Below are 23,006 nucleotides of genomic sequence, written 5' to 3'. Positions count from 1 at the left end.
GGTGGATTTGCATCAGCCTACATTATCATAAAATTGATACACATCTCTATTAATTTTGTATTTACCAACAATTTGGCTATTTAAATTTATTATTTGAAAATTAAGGAAACTCATATTGTCCAAAAGCTTTCCGAAGAAATAAGATTACAGGAATATGCCGCTAAGATTTTTAAATCTATTACTACTCGTAGCGCAGTAAAAAAAGCGATTAAAAAACAACGAATTTTAATTAATGGGAAGATTGGGCAAACTGGGGATTGGATTTTAGAAGGTCAGAAAATTGAGTTGCTAAATATCGAAAATCAACAAAAGACCTTTGAATTAAAGCTGGAGGTTGTTTACGAAGACGAGCATATAGCGGTAATTAATAAACCTGCAGGTTACCCAACAAGCGGAAATTACTTTAAAACTATAAAAAATGCACTTCCATTTAATCTAAAATCTTCTAAGGCATCAGATCGATTAGAAAATCCTCTACCGGCACATCGTTTAGACAATCCTACAAGCGGAATTTTACTCTGCGCCAAAACAAACAAGGCTTTAATTGAGCTAAACAGGCAATTTCAGCAAAAAGAAATTCAAAAAACATATACAGCAATTGTAGAAGGCGATTTTCCAGATTCTACAATTAATTTTAAAGACGATATTGAAGGAAAACCGGCCGCAACTTCAGTAAAACTTTTAAAAAAATTAGTGCTTAAAAGCACTAATCTTAGCCTGGTAGAAGCCAAACCTTTAACCGGAAGAACTCATCAGATTAGGATTCATCTGGCAACTAATGGGTTTCCCATTTTGGGAGAAAAAATCTATGGATCCCCTAATCATCAATTTAAAAAAGGATTATTTCTAGCTTCAACCGCCGTTTGTTTTAAACATCCTGCAGATTTATCTAAAGCTTCTTTTAAGATTAATTTTCCGAAGAAATTCGAAAGATTTACAAAAAATCTTTAGTATACTTAACAAAATTTTACCACAATCATCTACTGTGCCAAACTGCATTGAGCGAACATTTCCGTATTTTTGTGAGTAGAAGAAATTATTTTATATGCTAAAACAGCAATTAAATTTTAAGTTATCACAAAAGCTATCTCCGCAACAAATCCAGTTGATGAAGCTTATACAATTGCCTACACAGGCTTTTGAACAGCGCATTAAACAGGAAATTGAGGAGAATCCTGCGCTCGAAACCGGGAAGGATGAACAGCGTGATGAATATGATTATGAGGATGATTACGATAACCGAGATTCTGAAGCTGAATTTGATGATAGCAACGAGATCGATGCAGAAGATATTAATGTTGATGAATATCTAAGCGATGATGAAATCCCGAGTTATCGTTTACAGGCAAATAATTACAGTGCAGACGACGAGGAAAAACACGTTCCTTATGCTGCCGGAACTTCGTTTACACAACATTTACGAAATCAACTAAACACCTTTCGTTTTGATGATACTGAATTTGAAATTGCTGAATTTTTAGTTGGAAGCATCGACGAAAGTGGTTATATAAGAAGAAATATCCCAGATATTGTAGACGATCTTGCTTTTACACAAAACATTTATACTGATGAGGAAACCGTTGAAAAGGTTCTAAAAAAAGTTCAGGAATTAGATCCTGCTGGTGTAGGGGCACGTTCGCTTCAGGAATGTTTATTGATTCAGTTAAAAAGAAAAGATACTACCAGAGCGGTCACATTGGCTTCAGAAATTATTGAAGAGTCTTTTGATCAATTCAGCAAAAAACACTACACAAAATTACTTTCTAAGCACGATATTTCTGAAGATGATCTTAGAGATGCTATTGAAGTAATAAGCCATTTAAATCCGAAACCGGGTGGAGCTTATTCAGGAAGTACCAGAATGGTAGAGCATGTTATTCCAGATTTTACCATAAAAATTGTTGATGGTGATCTTGAACTTAGCCTAAACGGAAGAAACGCACCTGAAATGCATGTTTCGCGCGATTACAGCAACATGCTTAAAGGTTATAAAGAGAGCAAGAAAAAAACCAAAGAGCAGAAAGATGCGGTTATGTTCATTAAGCAAAAATTAGATGCCGCTAAATGGTTTATTGAAGCTATAAAACAACGCCAGCAAACTTTAATGGTTACCATGAGCGCTATTATGCATTATCAAAAAGAATATTTTTTAACTGGTGACGAACGAAATCTAAGACCAATGATCTTAAAAGATATCGCTGATGAGATCGAAATGGATGTTTCAACGGTTTCGCGAGTAGCAAATAGCAAGTATGTGGATACGCCTTACGGCACCAAATTGATTAAAGAATTTTTCTCTGAATCGATGAAAAACGACCAGGGCGAAGATGTTTCTACCAGAGAAATAAAGAAAATTCTGGAAATGTCGATAGAAGAAGAAGACAAAAGAAAACCACTTACAGACGAAAAACTGGCGAAAGTTTTAAAAGACAAAGGTTACCCTATTGCTAGAAGGACAGTGGCAAAGTACAGAGAGCAATTAGACATTCCGGTAGCTCGTTTACGTAAAGAAATTTAATGAAGGGAATTCTAAAGATCGCTTCTTACGTGTTTCACCCCATTTGGATGCCATTTGCGGGCAGTTTGCTATATTTTCAACTTACTCCGCGATTTTTCCCGGAAGAGGTAATAAAAGCGAAATTACTGGCTATTTCGATCATCACGGTTTTTATTCCAATAGTGTTCTTCTTTTTACTGAAAAATCTTGGAAAAGTGAGTAGTATGAACCTAAGTGAGGTAAAAGAAAGAAAGTGGCCACTCTTCTTTTTTGGCATGCTTACTTTAATGGTTTTAAATCAGATTTTAGATCGCTATAACTATCCAGAAATTTACTTCTATTTTTTAGGGATTTTAGGAGCTACCTTAATCGCTTATATTTTTACCTTTTTTAAGGTAAAAATAAGCTTACACATGATGGGATTGGCTGGTTTTACAATGTTTCTAATTGCTTTTAGCCGATATTTTCATATGAATTTGATTCTTGCAACCTCTGGATTATTTATAGCCTTGGGCCTTACCGCAAGTTCTCGCCTTTATTATAAAGCTCACACAAATACTGAATTGATATTAGGCATTTTTGCAGGTGTTTTACCGCAATTCTTACTTTTCTATTATTGGTTATAGAATATAAAACATCAAACCAACACGTAAGGTTGAAACTCCAAGTTCTTCTCCATCTACAGTACTATTCGGAAAAAATGGATTTAGACCATAATACACCTGAAAATTGAAAGTACTATACCCAAAAGTAAAACTAGCACCTAATCTAAACCTTTCTAGTTCTGGCACGTCACTTTGCTTTACAATATTAGCATCTTGCCTAAAAACCGATCTAAAATGATAAATGTAGCCTAATTTGAGTCCGGCATAAATACGCCAAAACTTATAAGAAGAAAAAGTAGAGGTTCTCCACCTAAACTGAATTGGAGCTTCTACCAGGAAAGTATTAAAACGATTAGAATTATAATCGATATTATCTGAATTTAGATTTCTAAAAATAGTCTCGCCATTTTCATCTTCACCGATAAAAAGATTTTGCCCAAAACTATCGAATGCCAATCCTAAACCTACACCAATACCTACATTCCTATTCTTATTAAAAGGAATATCACGTATAAAGCCACCGCTTAACCCAGCTGAAAACCCGTTTTGATCCATAAAATGAGGGGTATCAGTTATAAAATTGAAACTTAATCCAAAATAAAACTGATCTTCCCTATAACTACTATCAATAACCGTAGGGATGCTATCTGCGTAAGCCGGATTAATTTCCTGAGCATTTAGAGAAACACAAAAAAATAATAAAAGTAAAGGCCAATTTTTCATCAAAGCTGGAATAGATTCAATCAAAAGTAAATACATCAAAAAAACCGAGTTAGGCTTTATCGAAAAAATTTTTAAAAGCAAGCCAGAAAAGTATCAAATCTCGATTAAAAAGTAAATATAAAAAAAGATCCCATCCTTAATTAAGGATGGGATCTTTTTTAAAAATATTTAAAACTTTACTACTACTCGTTTCCGGTTGTAGCATCTCCCTGAACGGTAGTATAGTTTATTTTAAGCGCTTCAGCTTTTCTTAGTTCTTGTTTAATATCTGAAACAAGCCCCATATTGGTTTCTTTATCCACCTTTAAAGCTGTAGTTAAATATGGAATAAGCTCCTCTCTTTTACTATCTCTCTCAGAGTAAATAAAAGATTGAACCTCACTAACATCAGCAAACTTATCGTTTAACTGAATTCTAGCTTCTGTTCCATATTTTTGTTGATATCTCTGGCTTGGCTTACCTGCATAGATATACATTACCAAATCCTTTTTATCAAGCTTCTCTACCTGATCTGCTGTAGGCAACGAATTCTGCACCATTAGTGTAGTTTCACGCATCGTTGTCGCTACCATAAAGAAAAACAGTAACATAAATACAATATCAGGTAACGACGCCGTACTAATCGCAGGCAATTCTCCAGACTTTTTCTTTGTAAATTTAGACATAATAAATGGTCAAATTAAATTTAGTATTAAAAAGGCTGTTAACCTTTAGGCTCGGCTTCAGAAAGCTTTTGAGGAATCATATCTTTAATAGCTTCGATTTTTTCCTTTAAAGACTCTTTTCTACCTTCACCTGTTTTAGGATCATTATATTGAGCTTCTAATTCTGTAAATGTTGCACCGTATAAACGTTTTGCCTCACGGTTTCTCAACATATTGTACGCTGCAACCAATTCATTTTGAACAGCAATATAAGTACCATATTCTGTACCTCTATTGTTCTGTAAAGAAATAATTGCTTTCTGCGGATTCACAGAAGATTCAACACTTCCTGCTCCCTGGCAAAAGCTACAGGCTTCACTTCCTGCTCCTCCACCATTATCAAGAAATTCAAAAGCTGCTTGTCGCAAATCTTTCAATTCCATTTCCTCGTCCTCCACCAACAAATCATTATTACTGTTTAATACAACAGTAAAAATGTTTCTTTGCTTAATCTTTGGCGGATCGGGCTGTTCTTCGTCTTGCCATGGCGGAAGCTTTCTACTAATCCCCTTATCTGTCTCGATGGTAGTAGTTACCAGGAAGAAGATAAGAAGTAAGAAAGCGATGTCTGCCATAGATCCCGCATTTACTTCTGGTGATGATCTTCTAGCCATAGTTTCTTAACTTATTAATTTTTTAACTCCGGAAAATACCATTGCTAAGATCGCAAGTGCAGCAAGAATGTAGAAACATACTAAACCAGCTCCTACCCAATGTACCGTACTTGCAGATAAGATATCTCCGTCTGTAGTAGTAATCTCTGTACCACTAGATAACAAATATGATACCAAAACAACTACCGCAAAGGCTACTACCCCAATTATTGTATTTTTAATGTTACCACGGAACAATCCTGAGATAACAAAGATCACGACAAGAGCTACAACAACTGCCAGTACTAGATAGGAAATCCACATCATTGGTTCCAGCACGCTGCCTTGTACATCTGCCGATGCCTCGATTGCATCGTCACCAGCAGCCAGGATTCTTCCTAAGAAGATAAGCCCTAGCACACCTATAACTAATGCAACATATTTTAAAATTTTATGTAAAGTCATAACTTTTATTAGTCAGGTCTTATTATACTCTTTTTTTGTTTTTGTAATCTACAAGCATATCGATTAGTAAGATAGAAGCATCTTCCATATCATTTACGATACTATCAATCTTAGCGATAATGTAGTTGTAGAAAATCTGAAGGATAATTGCAACAATAAGTCCAAATACTGTAGTAAGAAGTGCTACTTTAATACCTCCAGCAACAAGAGATGGTTGCATATCACCAGCAGCCTCAATTTTATCGAAAGCTTCGATCATACCAATTACCGTACCCATGAAACCAAGCATAGGAGCAAGAGCGATAAATAAAGATACCCAAGATACATTTTTCTCAAGTTGTCCCATTTGCACACCACCGTAAGCAACAACTGCTTTCTCTGCAGATTCGATGCTCTCATCAGCACGGTCAAGACCTTGATAATAGATAGAAGCAACAGGACCTCTAGTATTTCTACATACTTCTTTAGCAGCTTCGATACCACCACTGTTTAAAGCTTCCTCTACGTTTCGAGCTAATTTTTTAGTGTTTGTAGTTGCAAGGTTTAAATAGATAATTCTCTCGATGGCAATTGCCAAACCAAGAATAAGACATAAAAGAACGATACCCATAAATCCGGCACCACCTTCAATAAAACGTCTTTTTAATTCCTGATGAAAACTAACTTCTTCGTCTGCATCAGCCGTTGCCGTAGCATCTTCATCTTCCTGAACGAAAGTTGCTATCGTACCTGGCAATGTGTTAACCATGTTTGCCGCCTTAAGATTACCGGCACCTAACACCATAATCGCAGCGATTACCAAAATAGAAAATAATCTTTTCATTACTGTTTGTCTTAATTTAATTAGTTAAAGGGTTAAAGATATAAAAATAATTTTTTAATAAAAACACCAGCAGAGAGGAAGGGATTCGAACCCTCGATACGCTTTTGGCGTATACACACTTTCCAGGCGTGCGCCTTCGACCACTCGGCCACCTCTCTAGTTTAATGTTTAAAACGGTGCGCCAAATAACAAAAAAAAATGCTCTCGGTCAAGTATGATTCGTTAATTTTACGACATTTCCCCTCTCAACGAGGTTTCATATATAGTTTTAAAGACTTTATGTGTTAATTTTTTATCTAATAAGTACATTAATTTAGCTATTGCTGCCTCGGTTGTGATGTCTTTTCCAGAAACAACACCAATCTTTTTCATCGCTACACTGGTTTCATAATTCCCCATCGCAACACTACCGCCTGCACATTGGGTTACATTTACCACCTTAAGACCAGCATTAATTTTTTCTTCTAATAATTCTAAAAACCAGGCTTGTGTTGGTGCATTACCACTACCATAAGTTTCTAAAACAACTCCTTCTAAATCTTTTAAGCTTAGAATATGGGTTACCATTTCTCGAGTTATCCCTGGAAACATCTTTAAAATCACCACGTTTGTATTAAAACGTGGATGTAATTTTAATTGTTGATTTCTATTTTGCTTCCAAAGAATTTTAGAATTTACAGATAAATGTACGCCAGATTCAGCTAATGGAGGGTAATTTAAAGAGGCAAATGCCTGAAAATGTTCCGCATTAATTTTTGTGGTTCTATTAGCACGGTATAATTTATACTCAAAATACAACCCAACTTCAGCTATAACAGGTTTATCATTCTTTTGTAAACTGGCGATTTGAATACTCGTAATTAAATTTTCTTTGGCATCTGTTCGAAGATCCCCAATAGGTAATTGTGAACCCGTAAAAATCACTGGCTTACTTAAATTCTCGAACATAAAACTTAAGGCAGACGCGGTATACGACATCGTATCACTTCCGTGGAGCACTACAAAACCATCATAATCTTCATATCGATCGTAAATAATGCTTGCTATTTTTCGCCATTCTTCAGGATTCATATCTGAAGAATCTATTGGATGCTCAAAACTTAAGGTCTCGATCTCATTTTCGAGAATATTTAATTCTGGAATATTTTGTAAAAGATCATTAAAATTGAATGGTTTTAAAGCTCCGGTATCATAATCCTTAACCATACCAATGGTACCACCGGTATATAATAAAAGTATCTTAGTTTTCTTTGCCATACAATCCTTCTTTATTAATTACAGGATTTGCATACATTAATAGATAGCTATTAAGCTCCAGAGAATTTTTAAAATCTACTCGGCGTTTTAAGCGGCGTTCAAAACGTCTTTTATCCTTAAAAGTATATTTAGAAGCATATTGCTCTGAATTATTCAGCATATCATGTGCGATATAATTTGCAGGCCAAAGCTTATAATTCTTATGAATTTCCCTGTCTATTTTACTGGCAATAACTTTAAGCTGCTCGTTAACCGATCCAAAATCATGACCAATTTCAGAAAATAAACTGGCTTCCATTAAATCTCCAGCACTTACATGAATCCTACCTTTAATACCTAAAATCCCCTGAATAATAGATTTAAAATCTTCATCTGGAGCTTTTACATATTTTTCTTTCATCCTTTTAGAAAGAATTTCTGGCATTTTTAAAACATCGGTAGGATCAAATTCATAAGAAATCGAGATAGGAACAATTTTAAGTTTCCCAAAATACTCGGTAAGACTATGATCTCCTTTTGCCATACCAATCATTTTTAATACGCCTTGCTGGGTATAATCACTACCATCTTTGGTACGACCTTCACGCTGCGCCATCCAAACAGATCGCTTATCTTCTAACAGCATCTTTTTGATAAAAGTAGATAGCTCGATAGAACTTTTTAGCATTTCACGCGGGCTCAATTTTCTACGCACCAAAAAGTTTCTGTTTAGCTTTGATAAAGCCATCAAAAACGTTTTCTGAACTAAATTATCGCCAATAGCCGAAGCCGTCATCACCAAATCATGATTATATAAGGTATAATTAAGCAAAGAAGTATCCAGAATAATATCACGATGCGTCGAAACAAAGAAATAGGATTCACCAGGTTTTAATTTCTCAAACCCACTATCGGTCACTCCATCGGTACTCTTCTCTATAATTTTCCCTACAGAATGGTATATAATTTTGGTTTGAAAATCACGAATACTTTTACAGCTAAAAACAATTTCCTTTATTTCCTCGGAAGTTTTCTCTGGAAATGTAAAATGAAGGAGCGCCTTCATCATTGGATGTTTAATATAATGCTGAAGGGATTCCTGAACCTCCTTTTCGTTATAAAATCTTATCTCTTCAAAGTCTTGCACGTGTCTGGCTTATTATAGCAAATGAACAAAAAATTAACTAATTTCAGTTTAAATACCGAATATATCTTTTGAATTCTGCGTTGTGATTTTAGCAATTTCTGCTAAAGGTTCATCATAAATTTCAGCTAATTTTTCAGCAACATTAATAATATAGGAAGATTCATTTCTTTTTCCTCTAAATGGCGTTGGCGCAAGGTAAGGCGCATCGGTTTCTAATACGATATTATCTAAAGAAATTTCATTTAGAAATTGATCAATCTTACCATTTTTAAACGTCACAACACCACCTATACCCAATTTTAGGTTATAGGAGATTGCTTTTTTTGCATGCTCTAAAGTCCCGGTAAAACAATGAAAAATCCCGAACAGATCTTCTCCTTTTTCTTCCTCTAAAATCTCAAAAACCTCATCAAAAGCCTCTCGACAATGTATTACGATAGGTAATTTATGCTTTTTAGCTAACTGAATTTGATATCTGAAAGCTTCTTGCTGAATATTAAGCGTACTTTTATCCCAATATAAATCGATCCCAATCTCTCCCACAGCGATAAAGTCTCTTTGCTTAAATTGATTTTCGATAAATTGAAGCTCACTTTTATAATTCTCCTGAACATGGGTTGGATGCAATCCCATCATTAAATGAACATGCTCTGGAAATGATTTTTCAAGATCGTACATTCTATCGGCATAGGTAGAATCGATTGCCGGGATAAAAAAGCGCTCAACTTTAGCATCTATCGCCCTTTGAATCATTTCATCACGATCTTCATCAAAAGATTCGCTATATAAATGTGTATGTGTATCTGTTATTATCATATCTGCAAAAATAATTTATTTTGAAAACCTATCTTTGCTCTAAAACGGAAAAGAATGGCGAGTTTCAAGAAAATCCTAAAAGAAAAGGGATATAAAAGCATCAAATTTAAATTTACCAAAACCAATCATCTGGAAATAAAGGCGAAAATCAATAATATTGAGGGGAATTTTATTTTAGATACCGGCGCATCCAGCACCTGTGTAGGTATAGACAGTATAGAACATTTTGATCTTTTACCAGAGGACAGCGATGTAAAAGCGGCCGGAGCAGGCGCTTCTAATATGCTAACCCAGGTTTCACAAAAAAACAGAATGGAAATTAATAACTGGAAAAAGAAAAAAGTAGACCTTGTTCTTTTTGATCTTCGGCACGTTAACGAAGCTTTATTACAACACGACGCTGAAAAAGTCCACGGTATTATTGGCGCCGATATTCTTAAAAAAGGTAAAGCAATTATAGATTACAAATCAAAAACATTGTTTTTAAAATAGGGGCTTTCTCCCCTTTTACACCTTTCTTATTAAATATAACTTTGAAACAACCAATGTTAGATTTTATGTTTTTCCAAAAGAAGGAGTATTTAAAACCACATCCTGCATCATACATTCTTATCGTTGCGGTTGTAGGCATCATAATTTTAAACATCCTAAATTTGGTTTATTCTTAACTTATTTTATTCAACCAACCAAAACTTAAAAAGGGAAGCCTAAGCTTCCCTTTTTTATTTTGAACATGGAGAGAGAACTTTAAAGTTCTAAAGCTCTCTTTATATCATTATCCATAAGTAACTCTTCTGGATTCTCTACAGCTTCTTTAATAGCCACCAAGAAACCTACAGATTCTTTACCATCCACAATTCTATGATCGTAAGAAAGGGCAACATACATCATTGGTCTAATTTCTACATGACCATCGATCGCAACAGGACGATCTACAATATTATGCATTCCTAAAATCCCACTTTGTGGAGGGTTAATAATTGGTGTAGACATCATAGATCCAAAAACACCACCATTGGTAATTGTAAAAGTACCACCTGTCATTTCATCTACAGTAATTTTACCATCACGTGCTCTTAGCGCAAGACGTTTTACCTCTTCCTCTACTCCTCTAAAGCTTAAATTTTCAGCATTTCTAACCACAGGAACCATTAATCCTCTAGGGCCAGAAACAGCGATACTAATATCTTTATAATCGTATTTTACCTGAAAGTCTCCATCGATCATAGAGTTAACATCAGGATACATTTCTAAGGCTCTAACTACAGCAAGTGTAAAGAAAGACATAAATCCTAAACTTACACCATGCTTATCTTTAAACTCTTCTTTATATTTTTTTCTTAAGGTATAGATTGCAGACATATCTACTTCGTTAAAAGTAGTAAGCATAGCAGTTTCACTTTTTGCGGCTACTAATCGCTCTGCAACTTTACGTCTTAACATAGACATTTTCTTACGAGATTCCCCACGTTTCCCTGGACCTGGAGTTCCCATAGAAGCTTTTGCCTGTACAGCGTCTTCTTTTGTTATTCTTCCATCTTTACCACTACCGCTTACAGATTTAGCATCAATTCCTTTTTCGTCTAAAATCTTTTTAGCAGCTGGAGAAGGACTTCCTGTTGCGTAAGTATCATCCTGCTTTTGTGAAGGCGTTGAAGATTTTGATGGCTCCTCAGTTTTAGCAGGTGCTTTTTCGCTTTCTTCCTTAGATTCTTTTTTATCTTCTTTGCTGTCCTCACCTGGCTTTTCTGCCTCAGTGTCGATTAGACAAACTACTTCACCAACGGCTACGGTATCACCTTCTTCTGCTTTAAGGGTTATTATACCACTTGCTTCTGCAGGTAATTCCAGGGTAGCTTTATCACTATCGACTTCGGCAATTGCCTGATCTTTTTCAACGTAGTCCCCATCTTCTACCAACCATTCTGCGATTTCTACTTCGGTTATAGATTCACCGGGGGATGGAACTTTCATTTCTAAGGCCATGTTCTTCTTTTTTATTTTGTTTCTGGAATCAACCAGAAAATTTATTCAAATTTAATTATTCTTCAGTTAATGATTTATCAAAAACGCTATCGATAACACGCTGATGTCTTTTCTTAAAGCGAACAGAACTACCAGCTGCCGGAGATCCATAGAATTTTCGACTACAACATCTAAATTGTTTAGCTTCATCAAAATGCATTAGCATATGGCCGTAAGCTCCCATATTTCTAGGCTCTTCTTGCGTCCACACAATATCATCTGCATTTTTATATTTACTTATTACCTCTTTCATTTTTTCTACCGGAAGAGGGAACAATTGCTCTACTCTTACTAAAGCAACATCATCACGATTATTCTCTTCTTTGTATTCTAAAAGATCGTAATAGAATTTACCCGTACAAAATGCTAAAGTTTTCACTTTATCTACATTTGCTTCAGCATCATCTATAATCATTTGGAATGATCCTTCAGCTAAATCTTCTTTAGTAGAAATCACTTTTGCATGTCTCAATAAACTCTTAGGAGTAAAGATAATAAGTGGTTTACGGAAACCAAATTTCATTTGTCTTCTTAGCAAATGGAACATGTTGGCAGGAGTTGTAACATCTGCAACAAACATATTGTCTTTAGCGCAAAGCTGAAGAAAACGCTCCATTCTTGCTGAAGAGTGCTCTGCTCCCTGCCCTTCGTATCCATGTGGAAGGAACATTACAAGACCGTTTTGTAATTTCCATTTATCTTCTGCGGCAGAGATGTATTGATCGATCATGATTTGTGCACCATTTACAAAATCTCCAAACTGCGCTTCCCATATCGTTAAGGTGTTTGGACTTGCCATAGCATAACCATAATCAAAACCTACCACACCATATTCAGATAAAGGTGAGTTGTAAACAAAGAAATCTCCTTCTCTACCTTCTATATTGTTATGAAGAATTATTTCTTCTTCACTTTCTTCTACTTTTAAAACAGCATGACGGTGTGAGAATGTACCACGCTCACTATCCTGCCCACTAATTCTAATATTATAACCTTCAGACATTAAAGTTCCATAAGCCAAATGTTCTCCCATAGACCAATCCAGCTTATTATCTTCAAAGTACATTTGCTCGCGTAAATTGATAATCTTCTCGATCTTACGTAAGAACTTTTTATCTTCTGGTAATTTAGAAATTGCTTTCGCTACCTTATCCAGTTCGTCCATGCTCACAGTTGTATCCACATCTTCCATCATGCGATCTTCCTGAACATTTTCGTAACCACCCCACTCATCTTCCATGAAAGGAGTGATTCTGGTAGTATCTTCTTTTCTAGAATCCTCTAAATCCTCTTCAAGTTTTTTCTTGTAATCGTCCTCTAGTTTTTCAATATAAGATTCTTCGATTACACCAGCTTTTATCAATTTTTCAGCATAAATATCTCTGGCATTTTTATGCTTCGCAATTGCTTTATAAAGTTTTGGCTGCGTAAATCTTGGCTCGTCACCTTCGTTATGCCCGTATTTTCTATATCCTAAAAGGTCGATAAATACATCTCGCTTAAATTCCATTCTAAAATCTAAAGCAAAAAGCACAGCATGTACAACAGCCTCTGCATCATCTGCATTCACATGAAGTACAGGAGATAATGTTACTTTTGCAACATCTGTACAATAAGTAGACGATCTTGCATCAAGATAATTTGTAGTAAATCCAATCTGGTTGTTCACTACAATATGAATTGTACCTGCATTTTCGTAACCATCCAACTTGGCCATTTGTACAACTTCGTATACAACGCCCTGCCCAGCAACAGCAGCATCACCATGCACAAGAATTGGTAAAACCTTAGATGGATCTCCGCTATATCTGCGATCTCTTTTTGCTCTGGCTATACCTTCTACAACAGGACCAACAGTCTCTAAGTGAGATGGGTTTGGTGCGATATTTATATTAATTTCTTTACCGCTACTAGTGTGACGGCAAGACGTCCAGCCCAGGTGATATTTTACATCACCATCAAAAATATCCTGCTCGTAATCTTTACCATCAAATTCGCTAAAAATATCTTTAGCAGATTTGCCAAAAATATTGGTTAGTGTATTTAAACGACCACGGTGCGCCATTCCCATCACGAAATCTTTAACACCTTTTTCTGCAGCTCCTTCTATTAAAGCATCCAAAGCAGGGATTAAAGTTTCCCCTCCTTCTAAAGAAAATCGCTTCTGGCCTACATATTTTCTATGTAAAAACCCTTCAAAAGAAACGGCTTCGTTAAGCTTTCTTAGAATCTGTTTTTTTCTATCGGCATCAAATTCAGGATGGTTTTCGTTAACATTCAGTTTTTTCTGAATCCAATCGATTTCTTCAGGTTTTCTAATAAACATATACTCTACCCCAATAGAATCGCAGTATATATTTTCTAAATGCTGAATAATATCCTTCAATTTTTTGGGCCCAAGCCCTAAAATATCACCGGCACCAAAAGTAGTGTCTAAATCGTCCTTACTTAAGCCGAAATTCTCGATATCGAGAGTTGGCTCGTAATGTCTTCTTTCCCTAACAGGGTTTGTTTTAGTGAATAAGTGCCCGCGAGTACGATATCCGTCGATTAATCTAATAACCTGGAATTCTTTGTAAACATGCTCTGGCATTTCGCCTTCCTCAAACGTTACCGGAGCTTCTCCCAAAACTTCAGAAGAAACGCCGTTTTGCTCCATCCCGAAATCAAATCCCTGAAAAAAAGCCCTCCAACTGGGCTCTACGCTATCTGGGTATTGTAAGTATTGATCGTATAATTCGGCAAAATATGCAGTATGCGCGGCATTTAGAAATGAAAATCTGTCCATAAGTGGAAACTAATGTTTCTATAAAGTGTAAAACACAGCAAAAGTACAATTTTTAGAAAAAACTGCTTGCAGCATTCAATAGTTTTATTTTATACATTAAAAGAAATTTAACATAGCGACAAGGCAACATGCGCACCAAATCACGCTATCTCTTACGAATATGATAATTTATATTGGAAAGTAAATTAGAAAGAGATTAAAATTTCACTAATATTAGATAATATAAGATCGATTTAACTTAAGCGCTTTCCAACTTTAAAATTATCTAAAAACCTGAAAATCAAAATTTACCTCTAAATTAAACTGTACGATTCATTAACAGATTTCCAAAATCGCGTAAAGGCTTTTTCTTTTCTTCGCTAATCGAGATCTCATCTAAAACATCAAAAGCCATTTTTGTATATTTTTCAATCTCTTCTTTTGTAGATTTTGCGGCTCCGCTTTTCTGAAAAATAGATTTTACAGTTTCTATTTTACCAGAATTATCTTCAGGATTAATAGAATAAAGATATTCCAGTTGTTTTGCTTCATCCTCTGAAGAAGCCTGTAGTGATTTTAGATATAAAAATGTCTTCTTATTTTCTATAATATCGCCTCCAACTTGTTTACCAAAAGTTTTTGGATCTCCAAAAGCATCTAAATAATCGTCCTGAAGTTGAAAAGCTATTCCCAATAGTCTACCAAATTGGTAGATGGCTTTTTTACAGTCTTCATCTACTCCAGCTACAATCGCGCCCATTTGCAATGAAGCACCAACCAGCACAGCTGTTTTGTATTCAATCATTTTTAGATAATCATCGATGCTTACATCGTCCCGGGTTTCAAAATCTATATCGTATTGCTGCCCTTCACAAACCTCCATGGCGGTTTTGGTAAAAAGCTGTGCTAATTCTTTAAATGTATTTCCTTCGTAATTTTCAAAAAGCTGGTAAGCATTAATAAGCATCGCATCTCCAGAAAGAATCCCGGTATTGATATCCCATTTTTCATGAACGGTTTCTTTACCTCTACGCAAAGGAGCATCGTCCATAATATCGTCATGAACTAAGGAAAAATTATGAAAAATTTCTATCGCTAAAGATGCATCTAAAGCTTCTTTGTAATCTTTTTCAAAGATTTCTGTAGCCATTAAAACCAGTACTGGCCGTAAACGCTTTCCTCCCAAACCAAGAATATAAACCATTGGTTCGTAAAGATTAGCAGGTTCCTTAATCGTTATTTTCTCTTCAAGATATTTTAAAAAAACCTCCCGATACTCTGTAATAGCCAGCATTAAAATAATTTTTCTGCTAAAATACCATAATTGCAATAATTTCAAATTTAATGCGATTATTAAATAAACGTAAACTATGGAAACTTTATTTGTTTTAAAAGTTTCCGTGATATACATTTGCCCAAAATTTTGAAGATTGAAAGAGACGATTTTAAATATGGCGACCGAGATGTTTTTAGAGTATGGCTTTAAAAGCGTTACTATGGATGATATTGCAGAAAAACTAGGCATCTCTAAAAAAACCATTTACGCTAATTATTCTACAAAAACACTTTTGGTGCAGGATGTTGCTTTTAATATCCTAGAGACGATTCAAAAAAGTATTGCTGAAATAAAGAAAAAAGACCTTAATGCTATTGAAGAATTATTTGAAGTAAAAAAACAGATAAGCATTTTTTTGAAGGACGAGAAAACCTCTCCTCAATTTCAGTTAGAAAAGTATTACCCAAAAATTTTTGCAAATGTAACCCGCACCAAATCAGATCTTGTTGCGTGTAGCATAGAAGAAAATGTAACAAGAGGAATAGATGAAGGACTATTCCGTAAAGAAATCGACGTGAAGTTTATTTCTAAACTTTATCACGAAGGCACAAATACTATAAGAGACACCAGCATTTTTCCTGCTGAAGAATACAGTAAAGGAGATTTGTTTCAATTATACATCGAATATCATATAAGAGGAATTGCAACTAAACAAGGATTAGAAATTTTAGAAGATCTAATAAACAACAATGAAACACCTACCAATTAAAAGTTTTCTTATGCTTATTGGCTTTATTGGCCTTTCATCATATGCACAGGAAACTACAGAAATCCCCAAATCTTTTTCTTTTTCCCTGGAAGAAGCAATTCGATATGGGTTAGATCACAATGTTGAAGCAGCAAATGCGCAACGGGATATAGCGATCTCTTTAAAGCAAAAATGGGAAATTATCGCACAAGGTTTACCACAAATAAGCGGCGCTGTAGATTACCAAAATTACATAAAACAGCCTGTACAACTTTTACCTGCTGAAATTACCGGCGGTGAACCTGGTACTTTTATCCCCGTAACTTTTGGTACGCAGCAAAGTATGAATGCAACTGCCACCTGGAATCAAATCATTTTTGATGGTTCTTATCTGGTAGGAATTCAATCTGCAAAAACATTGCTTCAAATCACAGAGAATGCAAAAACAAAAACAGATCAGGAAGTAAAAAAAGGAATTATTAATGCCTACGGAAATGTTCTTTTAGCTGAAGAAAATGTAGCCATCTTGAAGAAAAACGTAGAAAGCGTACAAAAAACCTTCGATGAGACCAGGCTTACTTTTGAAAATGGTCTTGCTGAAGAAGAAGATGTAGAGCAATTAGAGATCACCCTCCTTACCTTAAAAAATAATCTGAACAGAAGTGAGCGCATGGCAGATATTGCTTACGAGATGCTAAATATCACTTTAGGACTTCCGGTAGAAACAAATATTACGCTTACCGAAGAATTAGAAGAACTAGCTATGCAATATTTTGACCTTTCGATCTTGCAAAAAAACATTGCTGTAGAAGAGAATATCGACTTCAGAATTGCCAAAAACACGGCAGAATCTGCAGAAATTGAAGTTAAATTAGAGAAAGCCAAAGCTTTGCCTTCACTTACCGGATATGTGAACTATGGTTACCAGGGATTTAGCCAGGAATTCACTTTCTTAAATGACAATCAAGAATACTTCGATCAATCGATATTAGGAATTAGCTTAAATATCCCAATTTTTAGTAGCGGAATGCGATCTGCAAGAACTCAGCAAAAGAAAATCGCATTAGAACAGGCTCTTGCCGATTTAGATTACACCAAAAACGAAGTAAAACAACAGATAAATTCAGCTAAAACAGAGTACGAATATAGCCTGGACAATTATAACGTTCAGAAAAAGAACCTGGCTCTAGCAGAACGTATCGAAAATAAAAACAAAACCAAGTTTGAGGAAGGCGTTGCCAGCAGCTTCGAACTTAGTGAAGCCCAAAGGCAATTATATACCGCACAGCAGGATTACCTGCAATCTATGCTTAATGTAATCACCACAAAAGTTGAGCTAGAGAATTTATTAGACACAACCAAATATGAAGATAAAGAATAATTATTCCCGCCATATGAAAAAATTAGCAGCAATTTTTAGTGTTTCTCTCTTATTAGCCGCCTGCGGAAATGAGAATAAAAAATCTATAGAAGATCTTATCGAAGAAGGGAATCTTACCGAAATAAGAGCCAGAAAATCTGAACTTAGCAAAGAGCAAAGTGCTTTAACTTCAGACATTAACAGACTGGATGAAGCCATTGGCAAATTAGACAAGAACAAAAGTCTTAATCTTGTAACTGTGCAAACTTTAAAAGATAGCACATTTCAACATTTTGCTGAAGTACAAGGGGATGTTGCTACAGACGAGAATATTATCATTTACCCAGAATACTCTGGCATTTTACAAAATGTATATGTAAATGAAGGGGATCGTGTAAAAAAGGGTCAAATTTTAGCTAAAATCGATGATGGCGGATTATCCAGCCAGGTAGCACAGGCCGAAGCACAAGCTACTTTAGCCAAAACAACTTACGAGCGCCAAAAAAGACTTTGGGACCAGAATATAGGATCTGAGATTCAATTTTTAGAAGCTAAAACTAATTTCGAAGCTTCTCAAAAAGCTGCTGAACAATTAAAATCACAGCTTGCAAAAACTACAGTTACCGCTCCTTTTAGCGGAGTAATAGATGATGTGATTAGCAACCAGGGAGAAGTAGTAAGCCCGGGACAGAGTCAGCTTTTTAGAATTATCAACCTAAGCAATATGTATGTTGAAGCTGCGGTTCCAGAAAATTATCTTCCAAAGATTAAAAAAGGAACTTTAGTGAAGGTTATGATCAGCTCTATTAATAAGGAATACGAAGGTGAAGTTACAGAAGTTGGAAACAACATTAACGCCAACAACAGGACTTTTAGAGTAAAAATCGCTATTCCTAATCCAGATCAATTAATACGTCCTAACCAAATCGCAACAATCATGTTGAATGATTACACAGCAGAAGGCGCTATTAGCATTCCTGAAAGTACTATTCAGAAAAATGCAATGGGAGAAAGTCTTGTGTACACTTTAGAAAATAAAACAGACAGCACTGGGGTTGCGAGAAAAACTGTGATTGAAACCGGTTATGTGTACGGCAATAGAATTGAAGTAACCGAAGGTTTAGAAGCAGGAGCTACTCTTATCGTTGAAGGAAGCAAGAGTTTAAGAGACGGACAGGAAGTAAAAATTAGCAAAAAGTAAAAAATGAACAATCTAGATAAAGAATTTAAGCTCTCCTCCTGGGCGATCGATAATAAAATGACGGTTTACGTTATTATTGCGATCATCATGCTTGGTGGTTTGCTTTCTTACTACGGAATGCCACGTGAGGCTTTTCCTGAAATTATAGAGACCAAAATCTATATCAGTTCAGTAAACCCAGGAAACTCGGCTGAAGATGTAGAGAAATTTATTACAGAACCCTTAGAAGAGGAATTTAATGATATTGCCGGCGTTAAGGAAATTACCTCAACAACACTTCAGGATTACTCGATCGTCATTGTAGAATTTGAAGAAGACGTTAGTGTAGATAATGCCAAAACTAAAGTAAAAGACAAAGTAGATTTGGTAAAAGCTGAAACTACCTGGCCAACTTTAGATAACGGCGCAAAGGTAGAGCCAAATGTTTTCGACCTGAACATTTCAGAAGAACAACCTATCCTGAATATCAATTTAACAGGTGATTACCCTGTTCAGCAATTAAAAACCTATGCTGAATATCTTCAGGAAAAAATAGAATTACTTCCCCAGATTAAAGAGGCTAGCATTCGTGGAGCTGAAGAAATGGAAGTTGAAATTGCCGTGGATATTTACAAAATGTCTGCTTCACAGGTAAGTTTTGACAATATTGTTAATGCGGTAAGTATGGAAAACAAAACCATTTCTGCCGGAAATGTAATTACCAGCGGTGTCGAAAAAAATATTAGAATCGTTGGAGAAATCCAAGATCCTAAAGAATTAGAAAATGTAATTGTAAAGCGCGAAGGCGGAAACATTTTTCTAAAGGACATTGCTAAGATCAATTTCAAAGAAAAAGACGCAACCACTTTTGCACGAGAATACGGTGAACCTGTGGTGATGTTAGATATCAAAAAGCGTGGTGGTAAAAACATGATCGAAGCGGTAGAGGATATTAAAAAAATTATCGCTGCAGAGCAGGAAGATTATTTACCAGAAAACCTTCATATCTCTTACTCTAACGACCAATCTACAAAAACGCAAACGCAAGTTGACGATCTTGTAAATAATATCATCTTTGGGGTAATATTGGTGGTTTTAGTACTAATGTTTTTCTTAGGTTTTAGAAATGCTCTTTTTGTTGGTTTAGCCATCCCGCTTTCGATGTTCTTATCTTATATTATTCTTTCCAGTCTTGGTTTTACCCTAAACACTATGGTTCTTTTTGCACTGGTAATGGGACTGGGAATGTTGGTAGACAACGGTATTGTAGTGGTAGAAAACGTCTATACATTAATGGACGAAGGAATGTCACGAAAACAAGCCGCCAAACAGGGACTTGGAGAAATTGCATGGCCAATTATAGCATCTACAGCAACTACGCTGGCAGCATTTTTCCCATTAGGGCTATGGCCAGGAACCATTGGTAAGTTTATGATGATCTTTCCTATTACACTTTCTATTGTATTAGGCTCTTCATTATTTGTGGCATTGATCATTAACTCGATGCTAACTTCAGAATTTATGAAAACCGAGGAAGAAGAAATCACCAGAAAAAGACTGGTAATTTTATCGGTAATATTTGCAGCCTTAGGGATTATAATATTATTAGCAGGGTTCTTACTAGATGCTGGTGCATTAAGAGGAATAGGAAATATCCTTATTTTACTGGTAATCCTCTTATGGGTTTACAAATATGTGCTTACCAAAGCCATCTCATACTTCCAGTTTACCGCACTTAAAAAACTAGAAAATAGCTACGAAAGCACTCTTAAATATGCATTAAGCGGAAAAAGAGCCTATGCATTTTTCTTCGGAACAGTGATTATGCTTATCCTTTCGTTTATGCTTATTGGCGCGGTACAACCTAATGTATTGTTTTTCCCTGAAAACGAACCTCAGCAAATTATCACCTATATTGAATATCCTGAAGGGACAGATATCGCAAAAACGAATCAGTTAACAAAAGAGGTTGAAAAAAGAATCTACGATGCCATAGAGAAATATAATGATGGTGGCTATAATTACATGGTAGAATCGGCCGTATCTCAGGTTGGTGAAGGGGCAGGAAATCCACAAACCGATGGTGGCCAGCAAAACGAAATGCCACACAAAGGTAAGATCACTTTATCGATGCGCGAGTTTAACGAACGTAGAGGTGTGAAAAGTAGTGAGGTAATGGAAGAAATTCGAGCTTCAGTTCATGGTTTTCCTGGAGCATCGATCATTGTTGAAAAAGATGCAGCAGGACCACCTTCTGGATATCCTATTAATATTGAAATTAGAGGCGAAGACTACGAAGAAATGTTAGCTGAAGCCGAAAATATGCGCTCTTACATTCAGGAGCTTAGTATTGAAGGGATTGAAGAATTAAAAATCGACGTAAACAAATCTAAATCTGAACTTGAAGTTACCGTAGATCGAAGAAAAGCAGGACAGCTAGGAGTTTCTACTGTTGCTGTGGGGCAAACACTACGTAGAGCAATTTACGGCGAGGAAGTATCTACATACAAAGACGGTGATGATGATTATGAAGTTAATGTTCGCTTCAACGAAAAGTTTAGATACGATGAAAATGCATTGTTTAATCAGCCAATTACTTTTAGAGATCAAAATAATGGGCAGTTAGTTCAGGTGCCAATTTCAGCATTAGTAAACACTGAAGTTGCTTCATCTTTCAGCTCGATTAAAAGAAAAGATTTAAAACGTGTAATTACTGTTTACTCGAATGTTTTGGGTGATTATAATGCCAATGAAATTGTTCAGCAATTAAAAACCGAACTTCAGAATTACGAATTACCAGATGACATGAATTTCGCTTTTACTGGTGAGCAGGAAGAACAGGCAGATAACATGGCTTTCTTATTAAAAGCTTTATTAATTGCTATTGGAGGGATATTGTTGATTTTAGTAGCCCAATTTAATTCGATCTCAAAACCACTAATAATAGTGAGCGCAGTAGTTTTAAGTTTGGTTGGTGTTTTCTTTGGATTAATTCTTTTCCAAATGGACTTTGTGATTATTATGACGATGATGGGGATTATATCTCTTGCCGGTATCGTTGTGAATAATGCGATTGTGCTTATCGATTACACGCAAATTTTAATAGACCGTAAGAAAAACGACCTTGGCCTAGAGGAAGACGACCTTCTTACCAGAGAACAATATTTTGATTGTATTGTTAGAGGAGGACGATCAAGATTGCGCCCGGTATTATTAACTGCGATTACTACAGTACTTGGGTTAATTCCATTAGCGATAGGCTTAAATATAGATTTCTTCGGATTAATGATAGATTATGATCCCGGGATTTATATTGGTGGAGACAATGTTATTTTTTGGGGACCTCTAGCATGGACAGTAATTTTTGGACTGGTTTTCGCCACCTTCTTAACATTGGTTGTTGTACCGGTAATGTTTTACTTGGTAAACCGTGCAAAGGTGAAAACCCGAAATAAAAAATTAGAAAGAAAACAACGAAAATTAGCAAATAACTAAGTAGAAAAATGTCCCAGCAATACTGGGACATTTTTTATATCGAGTAAACTACCTCGAGGTATTATAGCCTTTGGCGGTGCCAATAAAAAAGCCCTGATTAAAAAAAATCAGGGCTTTTTTCTTTAAACTAAAATCAATCTCTACTCTTCGTTAACTGCTAACGAAGATTTAGATGAAATATTATCTACAGATACGATTTGGTTAGATTTATACTCTACCTGCTTAATCTTATCACCTTCCCAAAAAAGCCATCTACCAGTTTTCTCACCATTGTTATATTCTGCGGACGCTGTCTTTTCACCGTTCTCGTTGTAAGAAACCCATTTTCCATGGAGCTCTCCATTCTTGTACGTACCTTCCTGCCTAATACTTCCGTCTTCATAATAATATGTGCCTTTTATTAAATCTCCCTGTTTTTCGAATACAGGTTTTTTAACTCCTTTTTGCGCGATAGCTGCTCCTCCTATCATCATCAGTGCAGCCAACATTGTATTTTTTATCGTCTTCATTTTGCTATCTATTAATCTTGTGCTAACAAATATAACA

General features: G+C 35.6%; 20 protein-coding genes and 1 tRNA gene. 8 read left to right on the top strand and 13 right to left on the bottom strand.

All coding sequences use genetic code 11. The features are described from left to right. The first annotated feature begins 93 nt into the window (after nt 1–93). The 3 genes from IIF7_RS07900 (at nt 94) to IIF7_RS07890 (ending at nt 3,123) form a co-directional block, all read left to right on the top strand. A complete protein-coding gene (locus IIF7_RS07900; protein ID WP_084841141.1) occupies nt 94–951 on the top strand; it encodes a pseudouridine synthase in 858 nt (285 codons plus the stop codon). Nucleotides 952–1,045: 94 nt separating this feature from the next. Continuing rightward, on the top strand, nt 1,046–2,518 hold the full coding sequence (gene rpoN, locus IIF7_RS07895; RefSeq protein ID WP_084841140.1) for an RNA polymerase factor sigma-54: 1,473 nt from the start codon (nt 1,046–1,048) through the stop codon (nt 2,516–2,518). Then, nucleotides 2,518–3,123: a hypothetical protein gene (locus IIF7_RS07890; protein ID WP_245801587.1), complete on the top strand. Its 606-nt coding sequence runs from the start codon at nt 2,518–2,520 to the stop codon at nt 3,121–3,123. The genes rpoN and IIF7_RS07890 overlap by 1 nt, the downstream gene beginning before the upstream one ends. Here the strand turns inward: IIF7_RS07890 and IIF7_RS07885 are convergent. The 9 genes from IIF7_RS07885 to IIF7_RS07845 form a co-directional block, all read right to left on the bottom strand. After that, entirely contained in the window at nt 3,118–3,825 is a 708-nt protein-coding gene (locus tag IIF7_RS07885; RefSeq protein WP_084841244.1) for a porin family protein, read from the bottom strand. The genes IIF7_RS07890 and IIF7_RS07885 overlap by 6 nt on opposite strands. Before the next feature lie 182 nt (nt 3,826–4,007). Then, complete coding sequence (locus IIF7_RS07880) at nt 4,008–4,490, bottom strand: ExbD/TolR family protein (protein ID WP_084841139.1); 483 nt, start codon at nt 4,488–4,490, stop codon at nt 4,008–4,010. 38 nt (nt 4,491–4,528) lie between these two features. Beyond that, nucleotides 4,529–5,143: an ExbD/TolR family protein gene (locus IIF7_RS07875; RefSeq protein ID WP_084841138.1), complete on the bottom strand. Its 615-nt coding sequence runs from the start codon at nt 5,141–5,143 to the stop codon at nt 4,529–4,531. Between the two features lie 6 nt (nt 5,144–5,149). After that, nucleotides 5,150–5,587 (bottom strand): hypothetical protein, encoded by a 438-nt coding sequence (locus IIF7_RS07870; RefSeq protein WP_084841137.1) that lies wholly within the window; start codon nt 5,585–5,587, stop codon nt 5,150–5,152. Between the two features lie 22 nt (nt 5,588–5,609). Further along, a complete protein-coding gene (locus tag IIF7_RS07865) occupies nt 5,610–6,410 on the bottom strand; it encodes a MotA/TolQ/ExbB proton channel family protein (protein ID WP_084841136.1) in 801 nt (266 codons plus the stop codon). A 70-nt stretch (nt 6,411–6,480) separates the two neighbouring features. Next, nucleotides 6,481–6,568: transfer RNA gene (locus IIF7_RS07860), tRNA-Ser, on the bottom strand. Nucleotides 6,569–6,638: 70 nt separating this feature from the next. Then, nucleotides 6,639–7,667: an asparaginase gene (locus IIF7_RS07855; protein WP_084841135.1), complete on the bottom strand. Its 1,029-nt coding sequence runs from the start codon at nt 7,665–7,667 to the stop codon at nt 6,639–6,641. Beyond that, complete coding sequence (locus IIF7_RS07850; RefSeq protein ID WP_084841134.1) at nt 7,651–8,793, bottom strand: 1-acyl-sn-glycerol-3-phosphate acyltransferase; 1,143 nt, start codon at nt 8,791–8,793, stop codon at nt 7,651–7,653. Before IIF7_RS07850 ends, IIF7_RS07855 begins: the two co-directional genes overlap by 17 nt. A gap of 48 nt (nt 8,794–8,841) precedes the next feature. After that, a complete protein-coding gene (locus IIF7_RS07845) occupies nt 8,842–9,609 on the bottom strand; it encodes a TatD family hydrolase (RefSeq protein WP_084841133.1) in 768 nt (255 codons plus the stop codon). Between the two features lie 54 nt (nt 9,610–9,663). Here IIF7_RS07845 and IIF7_RS07840 point away from each other — a divergent pair, with 54 nt between their 5' ends. After that, nucleotides 9,664–10,101 (top strand): retropepsin-like aspartic protease, encoded by a 438-nt coding sequence (locus IIF7_RS07840; RefSeq protein ID WP_084841132.1) that lies wholly within the window; start codon nt 9,664–9,666, stop codon nt 10,099–10,101. 255 nt (nt 10,102–10,356) lie between these two features. On the opposite strand, the gene odhB is transcribed toward IIF7_RS07840, so the two are convergent. From odhB to IIF7_RS07820, 3 genes are all read right to left on the bottom strand, one after another. Further along, nucleotides 10,357–11,595 carry a 2-oxoglutarate dehydrogenase complex dihydrolipoyllysine-residue succinyltransferase gene (gene odhB / locus IIF7_RS07830; protein WP_084841130.1) on the bottom strand — a complete coding sequence of 413 codons (1,239 nt, stop codon included), beginning with the start codon at nt 11,593–11,595 and terminating at the stop codon, nt 10,357–10,359. A 55-nt stretch (nt 11,596–11,650) separates the two neighbouring features. After that, complete coding sequence (locus IIF7_RS07825; RefSeq protein ID WP_084841129.1) at nt 11,651–14,422, bottom strand: 2-oxoglutarate dehydrogenase E1 component; 2,772 nt, start codon at nt 14,420–14,422, stop codon at nt 11,651–11,653. A gap of 298 nt (nt 14,423–14,720) precedes the next feature. Further along, nucleotides 14,721–15,695 carry a polyprenyl synthetase family protein gene (locus IIF7_RS07820; RefSeq protein WP_084841243.1) on the bottom strand — a complete coding sequence of 325 codons (975 nt, stop codon included), beginning with the start codon at nt 15,693–15,695 and terminating at the stop codon, nt 14,721–14,723. 136 nt (nt 15,696–15,831) lie between these two features. Between IIF7_RS07820 and IIF7_RS07815 the strand changes: the two genes are divergently transcribed. The 4 genes from IIF7_RS07815 to IIF7_RS07800 are packed head-to-tail and all read left to right on the top strand — an operon-like array spanning nt 15,832 to nt 22,460. Further along, complete coding sequence (locus tag IIF7_RS07815) at nt 15,832–16,446, top strand: TetR/AcrR family transcriptional regulator (RefSeq protein WP_245801579.1); 615 nt, start codon at nt 15,832–15,834, stop codon at nt 16,444–16,446. After that, nucleotides 16,427–17,806, top strand: coding sequence for a TolC family protein (locus tag IIF7_RS07810; RefSeq protein ID WP_084841127.1), 1,380 nt, complete (start codon nt 16,427–16,429; stop codon nt 17,804–17,806). Before IIF7_RS07815 ends, IIF7_RS07810 begins: the two co-directional genes overlap by 20 nt. After that, nucleotides 17,790–18,986, top strand: coding sequence for an efflux RND transporter periplasmic adaptor subunit (locus tag IIF7_RS07805; RefSeq protein WP_245801578.1), 1,197 nt, complete (start codon nt 17,790–17,792; stop codon nt 18,984–18,986). The genes IIF7_RS07810 and IIF7_RS07805 overlap by 17 nt, the downstream gene beginning before the upstream one ends. 3 nt (nt 18,987–18,989) lie before the next feature. Further along, nucleotides 18,990–22,460 (top strand): efflux RND transporter permease subunit, encoded by a 3,471-nt coding sequence (locus IIF7_RS07800; protein ID WP_084841126.1) that lies wholly within the window; start codon nt 18,990–18,992, stop codon nt 22,458–22,460. A gap of 140 nt (nt 22,461–22,600) precedes the next feature. On the opposite strand, the gene IIF7_RS07795 is transcribed toward IIF7_RS07800, so the two are convergent. Beyond that, nucleotides 22,601–22,969, bottom strand: coding sequence for a toxin-antitoxin system YwqK family antitoxin (locus IIF7_RS07795; RefSeq protein WP_084841125.1), 369 nt, complete (start codon nt 22,967–22,969; stop codon nt 22,601–22,603). Between the last annotated feature and the right edge of the window lie 37 nt (nt 22,970–23,006).

Source organism: Zunongwangia atlantica 22II14-10F7, assembly GCF_002094855.1.
GTDB lineage: Bacteria > Bacteroidota > Bacteroidia > Flavobacteriales > Flavobacteriaceae > Zunongwangia > Zunongwangia atlantica.
Note: the sequence above shows the minus strand (reverse complement) of the source record. Positions and strands in the feature narration are given on the sequence as shown.

What these genes read in the sequence shown, in the direction of transcription:
- rpoN (WP_084841140.1), top strand. Translation starts at nt 1,046, where the DNA reads ATGCTAAAACAGCAATTAAATTTTAAGTTATCACAAAAGCTATCTCCG.
- IIF7_RS07890 (WP_245801587.1), top strand. Translation starts at nt 2,518, where the DNA reads ATGAAGGGAATTCTAAAGATCGCTTCTTACGTGTTTCACCCCATTTGG.
- IIF7_RS07885 (WP_084841244.1), bottom strand. Translation starts at nt 3,825, where the DNA reads ATGAAAAATTGGCCTTTACTTTTATTATTTTTTTGTGTTTCTCTAAAT.
- IIF7_RS07880 (WP_084841139.1), bottom strand. Translation starts at nt 4,490, where the DNA reads ATGTCTAAATTTACAAAGAAAAAGTCTGGAGAATTGCCTGCGATTAGT.
- IIF7_RS07875 (WP_084841138.1), bottom strand. Translation starts at nt 5,143, where the DNA reads ATGGCTAGAAGATCATCACCAGAAGTAAATGCGGGATCTATGGCAGAC.
- IIF7_RS07870 (WP_084841137.1), bottom strand. Translation starts at nt 5,587, where the DNA reads ATGACTTTACATAAAATTTTAAAATATGTTGCATTAGTTATAGGTGTG.
- IIF7_RS07865 (WP_084841136.1), bottom strand. Translation starts at nt 6,410, where the DNA reads ATGAAAAGATTATTTTCTATTTTGGTAATCGCTGCGATTATGGTGTTA.
- IIF7_RS07855 (WP_084841135.1), bottom strand. Translation starts at nt 7,667, where the DNA reads ATGGCAAAGAAAACTAAGATACTTTTATTATATACCGGTGGTACCATT.
- IIF7_RS07845 (WP_084841133.1), bottom strand. Translation starts at nt 9,609, where the DNA reads ATGATAATAACAGATACACATACACATTTATATAGCGAATCTTTTGAT.
- IIF7_RS07840 (WP_084841132.1), top strand. Translation starts at nt 9,664, where the DNA reads ATGGCGAGTTTCAAGAAAATCCTAAAAGAAAAGGGATATAAAAGCATC.
- odhB (WP_084841130.1), bottom strand. Translation starts at nt 11,595, where the DNA reads ATGGCCTTAGAAATGAAAGTTCCATCCCCCGGTGAATCTATAACCGAA.
- IIF7_RS07825 (WP_084841129.1), bottom strand. Translation starts at nt 14,422, where the DNA reads ATGGACAGATTTTCATTTCTAAATGCCGCGCATACTGCATATTTTGCC.
- IIF7_RS07820 (WP_084841243.1), bottom strand. Translation starts at nt 15,695, where the DNA reads ATGCTGGCTATTACAGAGTATCGGGAGGTTTTTTTAAAATATCTTGAA.
- IIF7_RS07810 (WP_084841127.1), top strand. Translation starts at nt 16,427, where the DNA reads ATGAAACACCTACCAATTAAAAGTTTTCTTATGCTTATTGGCTTTATT.
- IIF7_RS07805 (WP_245801578.1), top strand. Translation starts at nt 17,790, where the DNA reads ATGAAGATAAAGAATAATTATTCCCGCCATATGAAAAAATTAGCAGCA.
- IIF7_RS07800 (WP_084841126.1), top strand. Translation starts at nt 18,990, where the DNA reads ATGAACAATCTAGATAAAGAATTTAAGCTCTCCTCCTGGGCGATCGAT.
- IIF7_RS07795 (WP_084841125.1), bottom strand. Translation starts at nt 22,969, where the DNA reads ATGAAGACGATAAAAAATACAATGTTGGCTGCACTGATGATGATAGGA.